We start from the raw sequence: 21,097 nt of genomic DNA, 5'->3' as shown, positions 1-21,097 counted from the left end.
CCGTCCTGCGGGACGACGAAGGCGGGACGACGAAGGCGGGGCGACGACGGCGGGACGGGGTGCGGGCCGGGTGGGCGGTCGGGGGTGGCGCCCACCCGGCCCGGTGGTCAGGCGCCCTTGGCGGCGCGGAAGCCGGCCTCGAGGTCGGCGAGGATGTCGTCGACGTGCTCGATGCCGACCGCGAGGCGCACGAGCCCCGGCGTGACGCCGGACAGCTCCTGCTCCTGCGGGGTCAGCTGGCTGTGCGTGGTCGACGCGGGGTGGATGACGAGCGAGCGCACGTCACCGATGTTCGCGACGTTCGAGTGCAGCTCGAGCGCCGAGACGAACGCCTGGCCGGCCGCGGAACCGCCCTCGATCTCGAACGCGAGGACCGCGCCACCGCCGCGCGGCGCGTACTTGACCTGGTTGGCGTGCCACGGGCTCGACTCGAGGCCCGAGTAGTGCACGCGCTGCACGTCGTCGCGCGCCTCGAGCCACTGCGCGACCTTGGTGGCGTTCTCGACGTGCCGCTCGACGCGCAGGGACAGCGTCTCGATGCCCTGGGAGATGAGGAACGCGTTGAACGGGGAGATCGCGGAGCCCAGGTCGCGCAGGAGCTGGATGCGCGCCTTGAGGATGTACGACAGGTTCGCGCCGAACGCCGAGCCGACGCCGAGCGCCTCGGCGATCTTGAGGCCGTGGTACGAGGGGTCGGGCAGGTTGAAGCCGGGGAAGCGGTCCGGGTACTGCGCGTAGTCGAACGTGCCGCCGTCGACGATCACGCCGCCGATCGCCGAGCCGTGCCCGCCGAGGTACTTGGTCGCGGAGTGCACCACGACGTCGGCGCCCCACTTCAGCGGGTTGATGAGGTAGGGCGTGGCGACGGTGTTGTCGACGATGAGCGGCACGCCGTACTCGTGCGCGACGCCGGCGACGAGCTCGATGTCGAGCACGTCGGACTTCGGGTTCGGGATGGTCTCGGCGAAGAACGCCTTGGTGTTGGGGCGGATCGCGGCGCGCCACGCCTCGGCGTCGTGCGGGTCCGTCACGAACGTCGTCTCGACGCCGAGCTTGGGCAGCGTGTAGTGCAGCAGGTTGTACGTGCCGCCGTAGAGCGACGGGCTCGCGACGACGTGGTCGCCGGCCTCGGCGACGTTGAGGATCGCGAACGTCTCGGCGGCCTGGCCGGACGCGACGAGCAGCGCGCCGACGCCGCCCTCGAGCGACGCGATGCGGTTCTCGACGACCTCCTGCGTGGGGTTGCCGATGCGCGTGTAGATCGGGCCCAGGTCCTGCAGCGCGAACCGCGCGGCGGCGACGCCGGCGTCGGGGAAGACGTAGGACGTGGTCTGGTAGATCGGCAGGGCGCGCGCGCCCGTCGTCGGGTCGGGGACCTGGCCCGCGTGGATCTGGCGGGTCTCGAAGTTCCAGTTCTCGTTGCTCACTGCTGGCTCCTTGTGGCGGGGTGGGTCCGCGGGGAGCTCGGCAGCCGACGTCCGACCCGCGGGGAGAGGGGGAGGGGCGCACGGTCGAGACGGGCTGGTGCGGGGGTCGTCGCCGGACGGGGTCCGGGCGGCGAGCTGCCCGCAGGCATGCCGAACGTGCGCTGGTCAGCGACACATTCGACGAAGCATGGGGCCGAGGCTACGGGCTGCGTCCGTGCCGTGGAACGGGCGTCTTGCTTACTGAGATGGGTGTCTCATTCGCGGTGCAGCGCCTCCGGGCCGGGACCTTTGTCTCAGATGGTGGACGGGCGGCGTCGCATGTGTCGGGTTCGTCCCGGATGTGACTGCTGTGAAAGGAGTGACTCTTGTGACGGGAGTTCACTTCTGTGGCACGCGTGGGTACCGTCCGAGAACGCGGTACCGCCGCTGGTGGGTCCGGCAGGGACATCGGCACGACGAAGGGCACGCACGAGGTGGAGCGACGAGGACGACGAGCGCGCGGCGCAGGCGCGCTCACGGTCGCGACGATCGCGGCGCTGCTCGTCGGCGCGCCCGGCGCCGTCGCCGACCCCACGGGCCCGAGCGACCAGGACGTGCGCGACGCGCGCGCCGCCGTCGGCCGCGCCGAGCAGTCCGTCGCCGAGATGGAGGTCCGGCTCGCGCAGCTGTCCGCCGAGGCGGACACCGCGACCCTCCAGGTCCAGCAGGCCGGCGAGGCGTACACGCAGGCGATGAGCGACGCGCAGGCGGCGCAGGCCGGTGCCGACGCGGCCCGGACGCGCGCCGACCAGGCCGCCGCGGACGCCGAGCAGGCGCGCCGCGAGCTGCTCGCGATCGCCCGGCAGGTCGCCCGGTCCGGCGGCTCCGCCGACCTCGTCGAGTCCCTGCTGTCCGCGGACGGCTTCGCCGACGTCGCTCGTCGGACCTCCGCGATGGACCAGATCACCCGCAAGGCCGACTCGGCCGTGCAGGGCTACCAGGCGGCGAAGCTCGTCTCGAGCACCCTCGCCGGCACGGCGGACGACGCGGCCGCCACCGCGGCGCGCGCGCAGGACGACGCGCAGGCCGCGCTCGACCACGCGCAGGACCTCGCCGACGACGCGGACGCCGCACAGGCCGCGGCCCAGACCGAGCGCGAGGCGCTGCTCGGCCAGCTCGCCGCCGCGCGCAGCACGAGCGTCGAGGTCGAGCGCGAGCGGCAGGAGGCCATCGAGGCCGAGCGTCGCGCACGCGAGGAGGAGGAGGCTCGTCGTCGCCGCGAGGAGCAGCAGGACCCGACGCCCGTCGAGACGACCGACCCCGAGCCGATCCGCACGCCGGACCCCGCGCCGGACCCCGCGCCGACGCGCGACCCGGAGCCGACGAGGCCCGACCCGACGACGCCCGCCCCGCGCCCCACGACGCCGGCCCCGCGGCCCACCACCCCGGCACCGCGCCCCACGACCCCGGCCCCGGCCCCGACCACCCCGGCCCCGCGTCCCACCACGCCGGCCCCGGCGCCCACCCCGACCGACCGGTACGGCCTCGGCACCGGCGTCTCGCGCGGCTCGTCGTCGCAGGGCCAGAAGGCCGTCTCGATCGCGAAGACCCGCCTGGGCGCGCCCTACGTGTGGGGCGGCACGGGCCCGGGCTACGACTGCTCCGGGCTGACCATGACCTCGTGGAGCGGCGCGGGTGTCGGGCTCAACCGGACGTCACGCGACCAGTACAAGCAGGTCCTCAAGATCCGCTACGCCGACATGCGCCCCGGTGACCTCGTGTTCTGGGGCACCAACCCGAACAGCCCCGACTCGATCTACCACGTCGCGATGTACATCGGCGGCGGGCAGATCATCGAGGCGCCGCGGCCGGGCGTGGCCGTGCGCATCACGTCGATGCGGTACGCGGGCTCGATGCCCTACGCCGGCCGACCGTGACCTGACCTGAGGACCGACGACGAAGGCCCGGACTCCCCGCGGGGGTCCGGGCCTTCGTCGTGACCGGCCAGTGCCGGCCAGTGCCGGCTCAGTGCCGGCTGAGTGCCGGCTCAGCGACTCGCTCAGTGCTGGTCGTAGCCCGAGTCGATCGCGCGCTGGCGCGAACGCTGGATCTCCGCCTCGGCCTCCGCGCGGCCCACCCAGTGCGCGCCCTCGACGGACTTGCCGGGCTCGAGGTCCTTGTAGACCTCGAAGAAGTGCTGGATCTCCAGGCGGTGGAAGTCGGAGACGTCGTCGATGTCCTGCCGCCACGCGGCGCGCTGGTCGCCCGTGGGCACGCACAGCACCTTGTCGTCGCCGCCGGCCTCGTCGCGCATGCGGAACATGCCGAGCGCGCGGCACCGGATCAGGCAGCCGGGGAACGTGGGCTCCTCGAGCAGGACGAGGGCGTCCAGCGGGTCGCCGTCCTCACCCAGGGTGCCCTCGATGAAGCCGTAGTCGTCCGGGTAGCGCGTCGAGGTGAAGAGCATGCGGTCGAGCCGGATCCGCCCCGTCGCGTGATCCACCTCGTACTTGTTGCGCTGACCCTTGGGGATCTCGATCGTGACGTCGAACTCCACAGCTCTCCTGTCGGCTCGCGGCGCCGGCGCACCACCGGTGGGAGGTGCGCGCGCACGCGGCGTGGTTCGGTGACCGGCGTGCCGCGGGTTCGGGCGCACCGAGTTGTCCGTCATAGTCTGACGCACCGGTGGGCCGATCGTCCCATCGCACTTCTTCGAGGCCCCTGAGCGGAGCGTGACGATGGCCACAGGCGCGCGAGTCGTCGGCACGACGATGCTCGTCCTGGTGCTCGGCGTCGGGGGCTACGTGGCGGCCGACGCGTACGACGTCGCGCCCGGGTTCGTGACGCTCGACCCGGTCCCGCCGGACCCCGCGCCGTTCCCGACGGCGCCCGCCGCCGTCGCGCCGCCCGAGGTCGAGCCCGCCCTCGGGCCGGTGGCCGCGGACGCGCCCGTGCCGGCGTCCGCACCCGTGGAGGCGCTCGTCGCTGACCTGGTCGCCGACGAGCGCCTGGGCGAGGGCAGCGCCGTCGGGGTGGTCGTCGCGGACGAGCTCACGGGGCAGGTCGTCGCGCAGCACGGCGCGGACGTCGCGCGGGAGCCGGCGTCCACCGCGAAGCTCGTCACGGCCGTCGCGGCGCTCGGCACGCTGGACCCGGCGAGCACGTTCACGACGAGCGTCGTGCGCGGCCCCGGCAACCAGGTGGTGCTCGTCGGCGGGGGCGACATGATGCTCGCGCCCGACGAGGGCGACGCGTCCGCCGTCAACGGGCGCGCGGGCCTGGGTGACCTGGCGCGCGCCGCGGCCAAGCAGCTCAGGCTCGTCGGGCTGACCGAGGTCACGCTGCGCGTCGACGACACCCTGTACTCCGGCCCGCGCACCAGCCTCGGCTGGGACGAGGACGACCTCAACCTCGGCTACGTCGCGCCCGTCGCGCCGCTCGCGGTGCGGATCGCGGCGACCAAGGAGGGCGTGGAGTACCCGCCGCGCTCGTCGGACCCCGCGCTGTCCGCCGCGCAGGTGTTCGCGGCCCGGCTCGCGGAGGCCGGCGTGACCGTCACCGGGACGGTCGCACGCGGCGGTGCGCCCTCGGGCGCGACCGTCCTGGCGACCGTGGGCTCGGCCCCGCTGCAGGACGTCGTGCACTTCTTCCTCGAGTCCTCGGACAACACGATCACCGAGGTCGTCTCGCGCGCGGTCGCACTCGACCAGGGCCTGCCCGCGAGCTTCGACGGCGGCACGCAGGCCGTGCTGCGGGCGGTCACCCGGCTCGGCGCCGACACCACGGACGCGGCGCTCGCGGACGCGTCCGGGCTCGCCGAGGGCTCGCGCCTCACGCCGACGACGCTGCTCGACCTGGTCCAGCTCGTGGCCGACCCCGCGCACCCCGAGCTGCGCTCGATCGCCGCCGGGATGCCGATCGGCGGCCTCACGGGCACGCTGCACGACCGCTACCTCACGTCCGACGCGCGCGGGCTGGTGCGCGCCAAGACCGGCAGCCTCGCGGGCGTCAAGGGTCTGGCAGGCACCGTCCTCACCGCGCAGGGCCGCCAGCTCACGTTCGTCGTCCTGGTCCGGCACGCCAAGGAGACCGGGCCGTGGGGTCCGCGCCAGGCGATCGACGCGTTCGTCACAGCGCTGCACGGGTGCGGCTGCCAGGGCTGACCCGGCCGGTCGTACGCGTGGTCCCGCGGGTTACGGTGAGCCGCATGAGCGCCACGCGCACGACGACGAGCGCCCCCGGCCCCGTCGACTGGGACGCCGCCGCCCGCCTCGCCGCGCGCGCCGTACGGCCGGGCCCGCGCGCGCCGCGTGCCGAGCTCGAGGACCTCGTCGCGGGGCTGCGGGCCGCGGCCGGGCCCGCGGCCGAGCACGCCGCACGCGTCACCCGGCTCGAGGCGGCCGACGGTCGACCCGCGGCGGACGTCTCGCGCGTGCTCGTCGTCGACCGTGCCGGCTGGGCGCGCGCGAACGTGCGGATGTTCGAGGTCATGGCGACGCCCCTCGTCGACGCACTCGCGCGCCCCGACGGGTCTGGCGCGCGCGGCTCCTCCGCCGTCGGGCGGCTCGCGGGTGCCGCCCAGGTCGGCGCCGTGCTCGGCGTGCTGGCCGGCAAGGTGCTCGGGCAGTTCGACCCGTACACGCCACGCGCGGGTGCTCCGGCCGGCGCACCCGGCGAGGGACGGCTGCTGCTCGTCGCGCCCAACGTGCTGCACCTCGAGCGGACGCTGCGCGTCGAGCCCGCCGACTTCCGGCTGTGGGTCGCGCTGCACGAGCAGACGCACGCGCTGCAGTTCGCCGCCGCGCCGTGGCTCGCCGACCACCTGCGGGAGCGGTCCGCCGCGCTGCTCGGCGACGTCGCCGGGCAGGTCACGGGGCACGCGGGCGACGAGGGCCGCGAGGAGACGCTCAGCCGGATGCTCTCCGCGCTGGGCCGCGTGCTCACCGACGACGACGCGAGCATCCTGGACGTCCTGACGCCCGAGCAGCGCCAGGTCGTCGACGAGGTCGGCGCCGTCATGTCCCTGCTCGAGGGGCACGCGGACGTCGCGATGGACGCCGTCGGGCGGAGCGTCGTGCCGTCCGTCGACGAGATCCGGCGCAAGTTCGAGGCGCGGCGCGACGCGCAGTCACGCGTGCGCGGGCTCGAGTCGGTGCTGCGGCGCCTGCTCGGCATGGACGCCAAGCTCGCGCAGTACCGCGACGGTGCCGTGTTCGTGCGGGCCGTCCGCTCGCGCGTCGGTGTGACCGGGTTCAACGCGGTGTTCGCGGACCCCGCGCACCTGCCGACCGCCGCGGAGATCGCCGACCCCGGCGCCTGGGTGCGCCGCGTGCACGGCTGATGCGCGCCCACGCGCGTTCTCGTCGGCGGGTACCGCTCGTGGCCGGACGCCGACCGTGACCGGACCCGACCCGCGCGTCGCGGCCGCCCGGCGTGCCGTCCGCGCCGCGGTCGCCGACCTGCCCGACGACGCGCTCGTGCTCGTCGCGTGCTCGGGCGGTCCCGACTCGCTCGCGCTCGCGGCCGCCGCGGCGTTCGCCGTGCCCGGTGGCCGCGGGTCACACCGGCGGTCCGACGAGGTGCGGCCGCGGGCCGGCGCGGTCGTCGTCGACCACGGGCTCGTGGCGGGCTCCGGCGACGTCGCCGCGCGCGCGGCCGAGCAGTGCCGTGCGCTCGGGCTCGACCCGGTGCTCGTCGTGCGCGTGGACGTCGCCGGGCCGGGCGGCCCCGAGGCCGCCGCGCGCGCGGCGCGGTACGCCGCCCTCGAGCGCGCCGCCGACGAGACCGGCGCCGCCGCGGTGCTGCTCGGCCACACGCTCGACGACCAGGCCGAGACCGTGCTGCTCGGGCTCGCGCGCGGGTCGGGCGCGCGGTCCCTGTCCGGGATGCCCGCCGTGCGCGGCCGGCTGCGCCGGCCGTTCCTCGCGGTCCGCCGTGCCGACACGCTCGCGGTCTGCGACGCCCTGGGCCTCGACCCGTGGCACGACCCGACCAACGCGGGCCGCTGCGGCGACCCGCTGCGCAGCCGCGTGCGCGCCACCGTGCTGCCCGTGCTCGAGCGCGAGCTCGGGCCCGGTGTCGCGGCGGCGCTCGCCCGCACCGCCACGCAGCTGCGCGAGGACGCGGAGGCGCTCGACGAGCAGGCCGCCGCGCTGCTGCACGACGCGCGCGAGCACGCTCGTCGGGACACCGCGCAGCACGCGGCCCGGGACGGCGACGCGGGCGCCCGCCCGGGTCACGACGAGCACGCGGACGCCGTCGTGCTCGACGTCGCGACGCTCGCCGACGCCCCGCCCGCGGTGCGCCGCCGGGCCCTGCGCGCCGCGCTCGTCGCCGCGGGCGCACCCGCCGGCTCGGTGCACCGCGTGCACGTGCTCGAGCTCGACGCGCTGCTCACCCGCTGGCACGGCCAGGGCCCGCTCACCCTGCCCGGGCGCGTGGTCGCGGCCCGGCGCTGTGGCAGGCTTGTGGTCGGACCCGCCATCCGCGCGGCGCGACCCGGGACGAACCGCCCGAGCGACCCCGAGAGCCTCTGGACAGGAGCAGCTGTGGACCCTGCGGACATGGGAGACGACCTGGAGAAGGTCCTGCTCACGCAGGAGCAGCTGCACGGTCGGCTCGACGAGATCGCGGCGCAGGTCGACGCGGACTACGCGGACAAGGACCTGCTGCTCGTCGGCGTCCTCAAGGGTGCCGTGATGGTCATGGCGGACCTCGCGCGCCGGCTGCACTCGCCCGTCGCGATGGACTGGATGGCGGTGTCGTCGTACGGCTCCGGCACCAAGTCCTCCGGCGTCGTGCGGATCCTCAAGGACCTCGACACCGACCTCACGGGCAAGCACGTGCTGATCGTCGAGGACATCATCGACTCGGGCCTGACGCTGTCCTGGCTCGTGTCGAACCTGCGCAGCCGCGGCCCGGCGAGCGTGGAGATCGCGACCATGCTGCGCAAGCCTGACGCGGCGAAGGTCGAGGTCGACGTGCGGTACGTCGGCTTCGACATCCCGTCGGAGTTCGTCGTCGGGTACGGCCTCGACTACGCCGAGCGGTACCGGAACCTGCCGTTCGTCGGCACCCTGGCACCGCACGTGTACACCTCCTGAGCCGCTGCCCGTCCGCCTGCCCGTCCGCACGCACCGCCCGGCCGTCGCCGCGGTGGTCCGGGCCGTGACCGGCGGGCTGTGCCCTGCGCGAACACCGGCCGGGAACGTCAGGATCACCGTGTACGTTCGACCGACAAGCCCGCTCGAGCAGGAGGATGTGGGGCTCGGCCCCGAACGCCTATGAACGTCAAGCGCCTCGCCCGTGGTCCCGTGCTGTGGATCGTGCTGGCCGTCGTGCTGCTCTGGATCGGCGTGAGCACGCTGGCCCAGCCCAGCGTCAAGTCCATCGACACGTCCGACGGCCTCGAGCTGTTGCGCGGCGACACCGTCGAGTCCGCGAAGATCACCGACGGCGTGCAGCGCGTGCAGCTGACGCTGAAGAAGAACTTCGTCGAGGGTGACGACGACTACGGCAAGCTCGTGCAGTTCCAGTACGTCGCGCCGCAGGGCGAGACCGTCGTCGAGGCCGTGCAGTCGGCCGACCTGGACAAGGGCTTCACGTCCGAGAACCCGCAGACGTCGTGGTGGAGCAGCCTGCTGTCGCTGGTGCTGCCGTTCATCATCATCCTGGCGATCTTCTGGTTCCTCATGGCGAACATGCAGGGCGGCGGCTCGCGCGTCATGAGCTTCGGCAAGTCGCGCGCCAAGCTCGTCTCCAAGGAGTCGCCGCAGGTCACGTTCGCGGACGTCGCGGGCGTCGACGAGGCCGTCGAGGAGCTCACGGAGATCAAGGAGTTCCTCTCCGAGCCCGCCAAGTTCCAGGCCGTCGGCGCCAAGATCCCCAAGGGCGTGCTGCTGTACGGCCCGCCCGGCACCGGCAAGACGCTGCTCGCGCGCGCCGTCGCGGGCGAGGCCGGCGTGCCGTTCTACTCGATCTCCGGCTCGGACTTCGTCGAGATGTTCGTCGGCGTCGGCGCGAGCCGCGTGCGCGACCTGTTCCAGCAGGCCAAGGAGAACTCGCCCGCGATCATCTTCGTCGACGAGATCGACGCCGTCGGCCGCCACCGCGGTGCGGGCCTGGGCGGCGGGCACGACGAGCGCGAGCAGACGCTCAACCAGATGCTCGTCGAGATGGACGGCTTCGACGTCAAGACGAACGTCATCCTCATCGCCGCGACCAACCGGCCCGACATCCTCGACCCCGCGCTGCTGCGGCCCGGGCGGTTCGACCGCCAGGTCGCCGTCGAGCCGCCGGACCTCAAGGGGCGCGAGCGCATCCTGCAGGTCCACGCGCAGGGCAAGCCGATGGCCCCGGCCGTCGACCTGACCGCCGTCGCGCGGCGCACGCCGGGCTTCACCGGCGCCGACCTGGCGAACGTGCTCAACGAGGCCGCGCTGCTCACCGCGCGCAAGAACGCGCAGATCATCGACGACCACGCGCTCGACGAGGCGATCGACCGCGTCGTCGCCGGCCCGCAGAAGCGCACGCGCGTCATGAACGTCAAGGAGCAGAAGCTCACCGCATACCACGAGGGCGGCCACGCGCTCGTCGCCGCGGCGCTGCGCTACACCGACCCGGTCACCAAGGTGACGATCCTGCCGCGCGGCCGCGCCCTCGGCTACACGATGGTCATGCCCGTCGAGGACAAGTACTCCGTGACCCGCAACGAGCTGCTCGACCAGCTCGCGTACGCCATGGGTGGCCGCGTCGCCGAGGAGCTCGTGTTCCACGACCCGACGACGGGCGCGGGCAACGACATCGAGAAGGCCACCGCGACCGCACGCCGCATGGTCACGCAGTTCGGCATGTCGAGCACGCTCGGCGCCATCCGCCTCGGCCAGGACTCCGGCGAGGTCTTCCTCGGCCGCGACATGGGCCACCAGCGCGACTACTCCGAGGAGGTCGCGGGCCGGATCGACGCCGAGGTGCGGGCCCTCATCGAGCACGCGCACGACGAGGCGTGGGAGATCCTGGTCCAGTACCGCGACGTGCTCGACGCGCTCGTGCTCGAGCTGCTCGAGAAGGAGACGCTCAACGCGGCGCAGCTCGCGGAGATCTTCCGGCCGGTCGAGAAGCGCGCACCGCGCCAGGTGTGGCTGTCCAGCGACCAGCGTGCCGTCTCCGACCGCCCGCCGGTGCAGACGCCCGCGGAGGTCGCGTCGCGCAACGGGCACGCCGTCGTCCCCGAGGACGAGGCCGCCGCGGCGAACCCGGAGCGCCCGCCGACCGAGACGGTCGAGGTCCCCCCGTCCCAGACGCCCGAGCTGTCCTGATGGTCGACCCGATCACCGCGCCCGACCAGGCCGTCGGCGAGTACGACCAGGACCGCGCCGAGGCGGCCATCCGTGAGTTGCTGCTCGCGGTCGGCGAGGACCCCGAGCGCGAGGGCCTGCGCGAGACCCCCGCGCGCGTCGCGCGCGCCTACCGGGAGATCTTCGCCGGGCTCCGCATGGCCCCGCAGGACGTGCTGACCACCACGTTCGACCTCGGTCACGAGGAGATGGTGCTGGTCAAGGACATCGAGGTGTACTCCACCTGCGAGCACCACCTCGTGCCGTTCCACGGCGTCGCGCACGTCGGGTACATCCCGGGTGAGGACGGGCGGATCACCGGCCTGTCGAAGCTCGCGCGGCTGGTCGACGTGTTCGCGCGGCGTCCGCAGGTCCAGGAGCGCCTGACCTCGCAGGTCGCCGACGCGCTCGTCGAGCAGCTCAAGCCGCGCGGCGTCATCGTCGTCGTCGAGTGCGAGCACCTGTGCATGTCGATGCGCGGGGTGCGCAAGCCCGGCTCGCGGACCGTCACGTCCGCCGTGCGCGGGCAGATGCGCGACGCCGCGACCCGGGCCGAGGCGATGAGCCTCATCCACGCGCGCTGACATGCGCGTCCGCCGGGCGCTCGCGCGCCTCTACTGGGCCCTGAGCCGGTGGCGTCTGTCCACGCAGCGGCTGCCGCAGGACGGCGCGGGCGTGATCATCGGCGCGCCGCACACGTCGAACTGGGACTTCGTGCTGATGCTCGCGATCGCGTGGGAGCAGGGGCTCGGGTTCCGTTGGCTCGGCAAGCACACGTTGTTCCGCGGGCTCGCCGGACCGCTCATGCGCTCGATCGGCGGCATCCCCGTCGACCGTCGGGACCCGGCCGGGCTCGTCGAGGAGCTCCTCGCGCGCGTGCGCGCCGGCGAGCGGTTCTACCTGGTCGTGACGCCCGAGGGGTCGCGCAGCGGCTCGGGCTGGAAATCGGGGTTCTACCGCATCGCGCGGGACGCCGACTGGCCCGTGACGCTCGGGTACGTCGACCGGCCCACCATGACCACCGGGCTCGGCCCGACGATCCGGCTGACGGGGGACGTCCGCGCCGACATGGACGTGGTGCGCGCGTTCTACGCCGACAAGTCGGGCCTGCGCCCGTCCCGGCGCACCGAGCCGCGCCTGCGCGCGGAGGACGGGCAGGAGTCCGTATGAGGTTCCTGCGCTCGCGCGCGGTGCTCATGACCGTGTCGATCGTCGCGGCCGTCGCCCTCGTCGCCACCCTGGCCGTGGGGCTGCTCGTCTGACGTCCGTCGCCCTCGTCGCGACCCTGGCCGCCGGGCCCCTCGTCTGACGTCCGACCCCGCGGGGCCGCTCTCGTCGTCGTGCCCGCGGGCGGTGTCCCGGCGCGGTGCCCGCGCGGGGTGGCCGTTCGCGGCGGCCGTCCATCCTGAGTGCTCTGCTGGCGCGCCGGAACCGGTACCGGCCGGTAATCCCCCGAAGTGATGGGAGAAGTTCGTCGCGACGCCGCGGCCGCTGACGGACGAGCTCACGACGATCAAGGGGAAGCCGTTCGGCCTCCTGCGCAAGGCGGTCAAGACGTGGGAGCACGAGATGGCGAACGCGCCGCTCGTGTTCGCGGCCGTCGTGCAGGCGAACAGCGCGCTGTTCGACCCCGCGGAGGCGACGTGGGCGCCGGCCGTCCTGCTCTACACGACCGACCCCGCACACATCCGCGACGGCGAGTGGCTGCGCCAGGTCGCGGACCGCTGCGCCGCGCTGCGCGAGCGCCGCACCGGCGACCGCCGCGAGGACGGCCTCGGCTTCCTCCTGAACGAGGAGGAGAGCACGTTCGACATCGAGGTCCCCCCCACGCTCACGGGTGGCGTGACGGCGAAGATCCTCACGACGTACCTCTCGCCCGGCACCCTTCCCGGCGGTGCGATCCCGGCGCACCGGATCCTCGCCGGCCTCGCCTGGGAGAAGGAGCTCGTCCTGCTCCCCAAGACGTACTACTGACCGCTCGGGACGGCGTGCCGGGTGCTGGTCTGCACCCGGCACGCCGACGACCCTCGCGGTCGCGCTCAGGTGGTGCCCTCGTAGAGCCCGATGACGTTGCCGTCCGGGTCCCGGAAGAAGGCCCACCAGCTCGTCTCGGTGATGGGCTGCTTCCCCTGCAGGACCGTCCCGCCGAGCTCGACCGCCTTGGCCAGCGCCTCGTCGATCGAGTCCACCTCCACGTAGCTGCGCGGCTGCGTGAAGGACTCGTCGCGCGGCGCGAGGCCGCCGCCGCTGATCTTGTTGGGCGCCTGCCACATCGGGTACCCCTCGAAGCCGGGCACCTCCGCGATCTGCCAGCCGAACAGCTCCCCGTAGAACCTCGCCCCGGCGGCGAGGTCGCTCACCGGGATGTCGATGTGCGTGATGTCTCCGTGTGGCATGTCGGTTCCTCCGTCAGGCCGGGAGTGGTCCCTCCCGAACCGCACCAATCGGACCCTGACGACGCTAGGCCTCCCCACCGACACGCCCCACCCGAGCGCGCGCCCGCGCGGCCCCGCGGCACTGCCGAGGGAGGGATCTCGCGCGGTGTCCGCCGAGAGCGTGAGATGGCGGGGTCGGGGGAGCGGCCGGGGTCCTAGGCTCGGGGCATGACCGTCAGGGGACCCGCAGGCCTGCCCGCGGAGCTGAGCCGCGCCGACCGCTGCCTGGTCATGGGCGTCGTCAACGTGACGCCGGACTCGTTCTCCGACGGCGGCCGGTGGTTCACGCCCGCCGCCGCCGTCGCGCACGGGCTCGCGCTGCTCGAGCAGGGGGCGGACCTGCTCGACGTGGGGGGCGAGTCCACGCGTCCGGGCGCGCGTCGCGTGCCCGTCGACGAGGAGCGCGAGCGCGTGCTGCCGGTGATCCGCGAGCTCGTGCGCCGCGGCGCGACGGTCAGCGTCGACACGACGCGCGCGCAGGTGGCGCGCGAGGCGGTCGAGGCGGGCGCGCTCGTCGTGAACGACGTCTCGGGCGGTCTGGCCGACGACGCGATGTACGAGGCGGTCGCCGCGACGGGCGCGGTGTACGTCGCGATGCACTGGCGCGGCCACGCGGACGTGATGGACGGCATGGACCGGTACGACGACGTGGTGGACGACGTGCGACGCGAGCTCGCGCAGCGGGTCGCGGCACTGCGGGCCGCGGGCGTGCGCGACGAGCAGGTGGTGCTCGACCCGGGCCTCGGGTTCGCGAAGTCGGGGGCGAGCAACTGGCCGCTGCTGGCGCGGCTGCCGGAGCTCGTCGCGGACGGCTTCCCGGTGCTCGTCGGCGCGAGCCGCAAACGGTTCCTCGGGCACCTGCTCGCCGCGCCGGACGGCACCCCCGCGCCGCCGCTGCGGCGCGACCACGCGACGGCGGCGATCTCGGCGCTCGCCGCGGCGGCGGGCGCGTGGTGCGTGCGGGTGCACGAGGTCGCGGCCTCGGTGGACGCCGTGCGTGTGGCCGCGGCATGGCAGGGTGTGGCGAGCGACGAGCGCCACGACGACGAGCGCCACGACGACGAGCGCCACGACGAGCGACAGGAGGACGCGTGAGCGACGTGACCGACGGCCAGGGTCATCGCCTGGACCAGATCCGCCTCGTCGGGGTGAGCGCGACGGGCTACCACGGCGTGTTCGAGCACGAGCGCCGCGAGGGGCAGACGTTCGTCGTCGACGTGGTCGTGCACCTGGACACGCGGCGGGCCGCGGCGCGCGACGACCTGGAGCACACGCTCGACTACGGCGCGCTCGCGCAGCAGGTGGTCGCGGTGATCGAGGGGCCGCCCGCCGACCTCATCGAGACGGTCGCGGAGCGCATCGCGGCCACGGTGCTCGCAGACGGCTCGGTCGCGGCGGTCGACGTCGCGGTGCACAAGCCGCAGGCGCCCATCCCGGTGCCCTTCGGGGACGTGGTCGTCGCGATCCGCCGGGACCGCGGCAAGCTGCCCGCGGCCGAGCCGCACCGCGCGGAGCCCCGCGCGGAGCCGGCCACGCGCGCAATCACGCACACCGCGGCCCTCCCGGTCGCGCCGGCCCAGCAGGCGCCCGCGCTCCACGCGGGTCCCGAGGCGCCCGTGGCCGGGCCGCCGGCCGCGCCCGCCACGGTCCCCGCGCCCCCGCTGGTCGCGCCCGTCGTCGAACCCGCGATCGGTGCGCTCGCGGGTCCGCTGGGCGGTGCGGCGGTCGCGCCGCCGCTCGTCCCGCTGCCCAAGCCGGGCGACCTCGTCGTCGGCGGTCCGCTCGGCGGTGGCGCGACGCTGCGCCCGGCGGACGAGACGTCGATCGTCGCGTCCGGCCCGCCGACGACGTCGAACCCCGCGGTGGCGCCCGCACCCACCCCCGCGCCCGCACCGTCTGCCGCCCCCGCACCGCCGGCCCCGGCCGACGCGACCCAGGTCATGCCGCCGCTCTCGCTCGCGGAGCTCGACGCGGCCGCCCAGCGCGACCAGGCCGCGTACGGGGACGCGTACCGCGAGCCCGTGGTGGTGGGCCGTCCCGACGAGGCACCGGCTCGCGACGACGAGGTGGTGCCGGGCGAGCTGGTCTCGGACCGGCTCGACGAGGCGCCCGCCGCGCCCGTCGAGGCGGTCCTCGCGCTCGGGGCGAACCTCGGCAACGCGCAGGAGACCCTGCGCCAGGCGGTCGGGGACCTCGACCGCACGCCGGGCATCGACGTGCTCGACGTGTCCCCGCTCGCCCGGACGGCCGCGGTCGGGGGACCGGAGCAGCCGGACTTCCTCAACGCGGTCGTGCTCGTGCGCACGCTGCTCTCGCCACGGGACCTGCTGCACGCGGTGCAGGCGGTCGAGCACGCGCACGGGCGCGAGCGGCTCGAGCACTGGGGTCCGCGCACGCTGGACGTGGACGTGATCGTGTACGGCTCGGTGCTGGCGGTGACCGACGACCTCGAGCTGCCGCACCCGCGCGCGCACGAGCGCGCGTTCGTGCTGCAGCCGTGGGCGCAGGTCGACCCCGACGCGGTGCTCCCGGGTCTCGGCGGTGGCCCCGTCGCGGCGCTCGCGGCGACGGCGCCGGACCGTGAGGGCGTGCGCTGGCTCGCGCTCGACTGGCTGACGGCCCCGGTGCCGGCGGCGCAGTGGGACGTCGACGAGGACGGGTCGGGGCAGCCCGGTCCGGGGGCGTGATGCGTCGCACGCGTTGGCAGACGCTCGTCCTCGTCGCGGTCGGGGTCGCGGCGCTGACGTGGCTGGGGTGGCGGGTCGTCGCGGGTCGGGGCGGGCTGCCGCCGCAGGTCCCGTGGCTCGTCGCGGCGGTCGAGGTGCTGATCGCGGCCGTGGTGTTCTCGATGGGCTGGGCGGTGCGGCAGTTCCTGCGGGGCAGGCGGCCGGCGCTGGACCCGATCCGGGCGGCGCGCACCGCGGTGCTCGCGAAGGCGTCCTGCTACACCGGTGCCCTGCTCAGCGGGTGGTACGGCGGGCAGACGATCGCGCTGGTCACCGACCTGGCGACGCACGGCAACGGCGGGCGTGCCGTCGCGGCGGGTGCGGCGACGGCGGGTGCGGTCGTCCTCGCGGCGGTCGGCCTCGTCGTCGAGTGGTTCTGCGCGGTCCCGCCCCCCGAGGACGACGAGAAGGTCGAGGCGCCGCACCCCACCGCGGGCTGAGGCGGGAGGCCCGGACCGCACGCACGACGATGGGAGGATGACGGACGTGACCACGCCACCGGCCGAGCGACCGACCGACCAGCCCGCACCGCACCCGAGCGACCGCACGGCCGATCTCCCGAGCGACCACCCGACCGGTCCGACCACGGACCGTCCGACGGGCGCGAGCCTGCCGTTCGAGCCCGAGGGCGTGACCTGGACCCCGGTGTCGGGGCGCCTCGCCACGGCCCGCCTCACGGCGCTCGCGCTGTGGCTCGGGCCGGTGCTGGCGCTGCTCGTCGTGCTCGCGCTGGCCACGGGAGCGTCGTGGCTGTGGGTCCCGGCCGCCGTCGTCGCCGCGCTCGGGCTGTGGGGGGCGCTGCTGGTGCCGCGTCAGGTGCGCGCGCTGGGGTACGCCGAGCGCGCCGACGACCTGCTCGTGCGGCGCGGCATCATGTTCCGCCAGCTCGTCGTCGTGCCGTACGGGCGGATGCAGTACGTGGACGTGAGCGCGGGGCCGTTCGCACGCCGCTTCGGCATCGCGTCCGTGCAGCTGCACACCGCGTCGCCCGCCACGACGGCGTCGATCGACGGCCTGCCGCCCGCCGAGGCGGCGCGCCTGCGCGACCGGCTCGCGTCGCGCGGTGAGGCACGGCTGGCGGGGCTGTGAGCGACGACGACCGCGTGCCCGCGCAGGCGTGGCGCCGCGTCCACCCCGTGACGCCCGCGCTCAAGGGCTGGAAGACGCTCGTGGCGGTCGTCGCGATCGTCGGGTACCAGGCGGCGGACGACGTGCGCTCGGCGGCGGACCTGCTGGGTGGCCGCGGCTGGCTCATCGCGCTGGGCGTCGTGGTGCTGGTCGCGCTGGTCGGCTGGGGCTACGCGGCGCTCGCGTGGCGGCACATGCGGTTCGCGGTGACGGACGAGGCGGTGCACCTGCACTCCGGCGTGCTGTTCCGCACGCAGCGGCAGGCGCGGCTGGACCGGTTGCAGGCCGTGGACGTGGTGCAGCCGCTGCTCGCGCGGCTGCTGGGTCTCGCGGAGCTGCGGCTCGAGGTCGCGGGCGGCAGCGGCTCGGCCGTGCAGCTGGCGTACCTGCGGGAGCCGGACGCCCAGCGCCTGCGCTCGGAGCTGCTCGCGCTCGCCGCGGGCCTGCGTCGACCGTCCGCGGCGGGTGCACCGGGCTCGGCGGCACCCGGCACGGCGGGGCCCGGCATCGCGGTGCCCGCCGTGGCGGGGTCCGGCACGACGACGCTCCCGGGTGCCCCGGTCGATGCCGCACCGCACGCGGGCGAGGTCCCGGCTCCCGCGGCGTTCGAGGAGGCGCCCGAGCAGGAGGTGTACGCGCTGCCGATGCCGCGGCTGATCGGCGCCTCGGTGCGGTCGGGCACCGTCGTCGGCCTCGTGCTGCTGGTGGTAGGCGGGGTGGTCGCGGCGGTTGTGGCGCGTGACGTGAGCCCGCTCGCGGTGCTGCTGCCCGCGTTCCTGGGCTTCGGCGGCGCGCTGTGGGGCCGGGTCAACGGGGGTGCGAGCTTCCGCGCCGCGCTGTCGCCCGACGGGATCCGCCTGCGGCACGGGCTCACCGAGCAGCGCGCGCAGACCGTCCCGCCGGGGCGCGTGCAGGCGGTGCGCCTGTTGCAGCCGGTGCTGTGGCGCGGGCCGGACTGGTGGCGCGTCGAGATCAACGTCGCGGGCTACTCGCAGGGTCAGGAGGCGAGCCGCGCGACCGTGCTGCACCCGGTCGCGACGCGGGACGAGGCCGCGACCGCGCTGTGGCTCGTGCTCCCCGACCTGGGGGTCGAGGACCCGCGCGCGCTCGTCGAGGCGGCGCTGTCCGGTCGTGACGAGGACGGCGGCTTCACGCCGGCGCCGCGCGCGGCCCGCTGGGTGGACCCGATCGGGTGGCGTCGGCACGGGGTGCGCGTGACGCGCACCGCGCTGCTCGCCCGCTCGGGCCGGGTGGTCCGGCAGGTGTCGGTGGTGCCGCACGAGCGCACGCAGTCGCTCGGGCTCGAGCAGGGGCCGGTGCAGCGCCGGCTGGGGCTGGCGAGCTTCGTCGTGCACTCGACTCCCGGACCGGTCGCGCCGCGCGTGAACCACCTGGACGGCCGCGTGGCGGCGGCGCTGCTCGACGAGCAGGCGGAACGTGCGCGCACGGCGCGCGCGGCGGCCCGCCCGGAGCAGTGGATGCGGGAGCGCGTGTGAGCGACCGCCGCCCGGGACGGCTCGGCGTCGGCGTGGTCGGTGCGGGCCGCGTGGGTGCGGTGCTCGGCAACGCGCTGCGCGGCGCCGGCCACCCGGTCGTCGGTGTTAGCGCGGTCTCGCAGGAGTCGCGCGACCGTGCGGACGCGCTGCTGCCGGGAGTGCCGGTCCTCCAGGTCCCGGAGGTGGTGCGCCGCGCGGAGCTCGTGCTGCTCGCGGTCCCCGACGACGCGCTCGCGGACCTGGTCGCCGGTCTCGCGGAGACGGGCGCGTGGCAGGTCGGGCAGATCGTCGCGCACACGTCCGGTCGGTACGGCACGCAGGTGTTGACGCCCGCGCGCGCTGCGGGTGCGATCCCGCTCGCGCTGCACCCGGCGATGACGTTCACGGGCACGTCGCTCGACCTGGCGCGGCTGGTGGGCTGCCCGTTCGCGGTCACCGCGCCTGCGGCGGTGCTGCCGATCGGGCAGGCGCTCGTCATGGAGATCGGCGGCGAGCCGACGGTGCTCGACGAGGACGCCCGGGCGCTGTACCACGCGGCGCTCGCGCACGGCGCGAACCACCTCGTCGTGCTCGTCGCGCAGGCGGCGCAGGCGCTCGCGGCGGCGGGCGTCGCGGACCCGGGACGCATGCTCGCACCGCTGCTCGAGGCGGCGCTCGACGGCGCGCTGCGCGCCGAGTCCCCGGGCGAGCTCGCGGCGCTGGGCGACGCGGCCGGGTCCCGCGCGGGGGCCATCACGGCGCTCACGGGTCCGGTGCGCCGGGGCGACGCGGGCACGGTCGCGGAGCACCTGGCGGTGCTCGACGCGTTCGCGGCGCGAGCGGGCGCCCCGGACGTCCCGGCCGCGTACCGGGCGCTCGCGCGCGCGGCCGACGCGCGTGCGCTCTCGGCGGGGCTGCTCTCGCAGGACGCCGCCGCGCGTGTGCTGGACGCGCTCGGACCGCCCTCGTCGGCCGCCGACGCCGCCGTCGAGACCGCTCCTGGTACCGGCCCTGACGCCGCCGACGACGGCCCGGTCGGCGGCGGGGCGTCTCGCACGTCACACGGTCCCGCGGTCGCGGGCATCGAACCGGATGCGGGATCGTTGCACTCGAAGCGCCCGCGTGAGGACGAGCAGCCTCCCGACGAGCACGACGACCAGCACGACGACCAGCACGACGACCAGCACGACGACTGACACGCCGCCCCGCCCCGCGGGGACCGCAGGAGGACCCATGACCACCGCCGCCGGCCCGACGCTCGCGCGCACCCGCGCCGAGCTCGACGCCGCCCTGGCCGCACCGGTCGTCGCGCGCCGCGAGCGGCACGCGCGCGCGGTCGTGATGACGATGGGTGCGCTCCACGCGGGTCACCTGTCGCTGGTCCGCCACGCCAGGACGCTCGCGGACCGCGTGGTCGTGACGATCTTCGTCAACCCGTTGCAGTTCGGCGCGGGCGAGGACCTCTCGCGCTACCCGCGGGACCTGGAGGGCGACCTCGCGCTCCTGACGGGCGAGGGACTGCTGGGCCCGGCCGACGTGGTGTTCGCGCCGACCCCCGAGGTGGTCTACCCGGACGGCGACCCGTGGGTGCGGGTGAGCGCGGGCGCGCTGGGGGAGACCCTCGAGGGTGCCGTGCGGCCGGGGCACTTCGACGGGGTGCTCACGGTCGTGCTCAAGCTGCTGCACCTCACGCGCCCGGACGTGGCGCTGTTCGGCCGCAAGGACGCGCAGCAGCTCGCGGCGGTGCGCCGCATGGTGCGGGACCTGGACGTGCCGGTGGAGGTGGTCGGCGTGCCGCTGGTGCGCGACGCGGACGGCCTGGCGCTGTCGAGCCGCAACGCGTACCTGACGGCCGACGAGCGGGCACGCGCGCTGGCGCTGCCGCGTGCGTTGCGCGCGGGCGAGCAGGCCGCGGCGGGTGGCGCGGCGACGGGGGAGGTGCTCGCGGCGACGCGGGACGTGCTCACGGACGCGGGGCTCGACGCGGTCGACTACGTGGTGCTGGTCGACCCGGACGACTTCACGCCGGTGGCCGACGACCGGGCGGGCGAGGCGGTCCTCGCGCTCGCGGCGCGGCTCGGGACCACACGGCTCATCGACAACACGGCCGTGGTGCTCGGCCGGACGGGAGGCGGGGCATGAGCTCGCTGATGCGCACGATGATGACGGGCAAGATCCACCGGGCCACGGTGACGCAGGCGGACCTGCACTACGTGGGGTCGGTGACGGTGGACGCGGACCTGCTCGCGGCGGCGGACCTGCTGCCGGGCCAGCAGGTCGACATCGTCGACGTGACGAACGGCTCGCGCCTGACGACGTACGCGATCGCGGGTGAGGCGGGCTCGGGGCAGATCTGCATCAACGGTGCCGCGGCGCACCTGGTGCACCCGGGTGACGTGGTCATCCTCATCGCGTACGGGCTGCTGTCGGACGCGGAGGCCCGCACGTACGAGCCGCACGTGGTGCTGGTCGACTCGGACAACCGGATCGTCGACCTGTCCGACGACCCGGGTCAGGTGCCCGAGGAGTGGACGGCCGCGGCGGGTCTGCAGCCGAGCGGCGTGCCGTTCGCGCAGGGCCGTGACCTGGTCG

Annotated in this window: 17 protein-coding genes and 3 pseudogenes; 17 read left to right on the top strand and 3 right to left on the bottom strand. The window is 75.2% G+C overall.

The window, feature by feature from the left end:
• Positions 1–107 precede the first annotated feature (107 nt).
• On the bottom strand, positions 108–1,427 hold the full coding sequence (locus tag ACT17Q_RS14370; protein ID WP_094181766.1) for a bifunctional o-acetylhomoserine/o-acetylserine sulfhydrylase: 1,320 nt from the start codon (positions 1,425–1,427) through the stop codon (positions 108–110).
• A 395-nt stretch (positions 1,428–1,822) separates the two neighbouring features.
• Here ACT17Q_RS14370 and ACT17Q_RS14365 point away from each other — a divergent pair, with 395 nt between their 5' ends.
• Entirely contained in the window at positions 1,823–3,343 is a 1,521-nt protein-coding gene (locus tag ACT17Q_RS14365; RefSeq protein ID WP_444663253.1) for a C40 family peptidase, read from the top strand.
• A gap of 122 nt (positions 3,344–3,465) precedes the next feature.
• Here the strand turns inward: ACT17Q_RS14365 and ACT17Q_RS14360 are convergent, their stop codons facing one another.
• On the bottom strand, positions 3,466–3,963 hold the full coding sequence (locus ACT17Q_RS14360; RefSeq protein WP_094181767.1) for an inorganic diphosphatase: 498 nt from the start codon (positions 3,961–3,963) through the stop codon (positions 3,466–3,468).
• A 181-nt stretch (positions 3,964–4,144) separates the two neighbouring features.
• Here ACT17Q_RS14360 and dacB point away from each other — a divergent pair, with 181 nt between their 5' ends.
• The 8 genes and pseudogenes from dacB to ACT17Q_RS14320 all read left to right on the top strand — a co-directional run bounded on the left by dacB (position 4,145) and on the right by ACT17Q_RS14320 (position 12,715).
• Positions 4,145–5,569, top strand: coding sequence for a D-alanyl-D-alanine carboxypeptidase/D-alanyl-D-alanine endopeptidase (gene dacB, locus ACT17Q_RS14355; protein WP_444663250.1), 1,425 nt, complete (start codon positions 4,145–4,147; stop codon positions 5,567–5,569).
• Between the two features lie 44 nt (positions 5,570–5,613).
• Entirely contained in the window at positions 5,614–6,747 is a 1,134-nt protein-coding gene (locus ACT17Q_RS14350) for a zinc-dependent metalloprotease (protein WP_444663248.1), read from the top strand.
• A gap of 55 nt (positions 6,748–6,802) precedes the next feature.
• Positions 6,803–7,885, top strand: a pseudogene (gene tilS / locus ACT17Q_RS14345) (tRNA lysidine(34) synthetase TilS); the annotation flags it as partial.
• 69 nt (positions 7,886–7,954) lie between these two features.
• On the top strand, positions 7,955–8,509 hold the full coding sequence (hpt, locus tag ACT17Q_RS14340) for a hypoxanthine phosphoribosyltransferase (protein WP_198303619.1): 555 nt from the start codon (positions 7,955–7,957) through the stop codon (positions 8,507–8,509).
• Between the two features lie 180 nt (positions 8,510–8,689).
• Positions 8,690–10,723, top strand: a complete 2,034-nt coding sequence (ftsH, locus tag ACT17Q_RS14335) for an ATP-dependent zinc metalloprotease FtsH (protein ID WP_094181770.1) — start codon at positions 8,690–8,692, stop codon at positions 10,721–10,723.
• Complete coding sequence (gene folE / locus ACT17Q_RS14330) at positions 10,723–11,325, top strand: GTP cyclohydrolase I FolE (RefSeq protein WP_444663245.1); 603 nt, start codon at positions 10,723–10,725, stop codon at positions 11,323–11,325. The genes ftsH and folE overlap by 1 nt, the downstream gene beginning before the upstream one ends.
• A 1-nt stretch (position 11,326) precedes the next feature.
• A complete protein-coding gene (locus tag ACT17Q_RS14325) occupies positions 11,327–11,911 on the top strand; it encodes a 1-acyl-sn-glycerol-3-phosphate acyltransferase (RefSeq protein ID WP_444663243.1) in 585 nt (194 codons plus the stop codon).
• 399 nt (positions 11,912–12,310) lie between these two features.
• Entirely contained in the window at positions 12,311–12,715 is a 405-nt protein-coding gene (locus ACT17Q_RS14320) for a hypothetical protein (RefSeq protein WP_094181773.1), read from the top strand.
• Positions 12,716–12,780: 65 nt separating this feature from the next.
• Here the strand turns inward: ACT17Q_RS14320 and ACT17Q_RS14315 are convergent, their stop codons facing one another.
• A complete protein-coding gene (locus ACT17Q_RS14315; protein ID WP_444663240.1) occupies positions 12,781–13,137 on the bottom strand; it encodes a VOC family protein in 357 nt (118 codons plus the stop codon).
• Between the two features lie 207 nt (positions 13,138–13,344).
• Here ACT17Q_RS14315 and folP point away from each other — a divergent pair, with 207 nt between their 5' ends.
• From folP to panD, 8 genes and pseudogenes are all read left to right on the top strand, one after another.
• Positions 13,345–14,271 carry a dihydropteroate synthase gene (gene folP, locus ACT17Q_RS14310; protein WP_444663238.1) on the top strand — a complete coding sequence of 309 codons (927 nt, stop codon included), beginning with the start codon at positions 13,345–13,347 and terminating at the stop codon, positions 14,269–14,271.
• Positions 14,268–15,863, top strand: a complete 1,596-nt coding sequence (folK, locus tag ACT17Q_RS14305; protein ID WP_444663236.1) for a 2-amino-4-hydroxy-6-hydroxymethyldihydropteridine diphosphokinase — start codon at positions 14,268–14,270, stop codon at positions 15,861–15,863. Before folP ends, folK begins: the two co-directional genes overlap by 4 nt.
• Complete coding sequence (locus ACT17Q_RS14300) at positions 15,863–16,342, top strand: DUF3180 domain-containing protein (protein ID WP_444663235.1); 480 nt, start codon at positions 15,863–15,865, stop codon at positions 16,340–16,342. Before folK ends, ACT17Q_RS14300 begins: the two co-directional genes overlap by 1 nt.
• Before the next feature lie 37 nt (positions 16,343–16,379).
• Positions 16,380–16,991, top strand: a complete 612-nt coding sequence (locus tag ACT17Q_RS14295; protein WP_094182449.1) for a PH domain-containing protein — start codon at positions 16,380–16,382, stop codon at positions 16,989–16,991.
• Positions 16,988–18,526, top strand: coding sequence for a PH domain-containing protein (locus tag ACT17Q_RS14290; protein ID WP_444663232.1), 1,539 nt, complete (start codon positions 16,988–16,990; stop codon positions 18,524–18,526). Before ACT17Q_RS14295 ends, ACT17Q_RS14290 begins: the two co-directional genes overlap by 4 nt.
• Positions 18,523–19,482: pseudogene (locus tag ACT17Q_RS14285) on the top strand (Rossmann-like and DUF2520 domain-containing protein); the annotation flags it as partial. The gene ACT17Q_RS14290 and the pseudogene ACT17Q_RS14285, both read left to right, overlap by 4 nt.
• Before the next feature lie 256 nt (positions 19,483–19,738).
• On the top strand, positions 19,739–20,647 hold the full coding sequence (gene panC, locus ACT17Q_RS14280) for a pantoate--beta-alanine ligase (RefSeq protein ID WP_444663230.1): 909 nt from the start codon (positions 19,739–19,741) through the stop codon (positions 20,645–20,647).
• Positions 20,644–21,078: pseudogene (gene panD / locus ACT17Q_RS14275) on the top strand (aspartate 1-decarboxylase); the annotation flags it as partial. The gene panC and the pseudogene panD, both read left to right, overlap by 4 nt.
• Positions 21,079–21,097 lie beyond the last annotated feature (19 nt).

Origin of the sequence: Cellulomonas sp. CW35, from assembly GCF_052378485.1 — a bacterium.
GTDB classification, from domain to species: Bacteria; Actinomycetota; Actinomycetes; order Actinomycetales; family Cellulomonadaceae; genus Cellulomonas; species Cellulomonas uda.
This window is presented reverse-complemented; position numbering and strand designations above follow the sequence as displayed.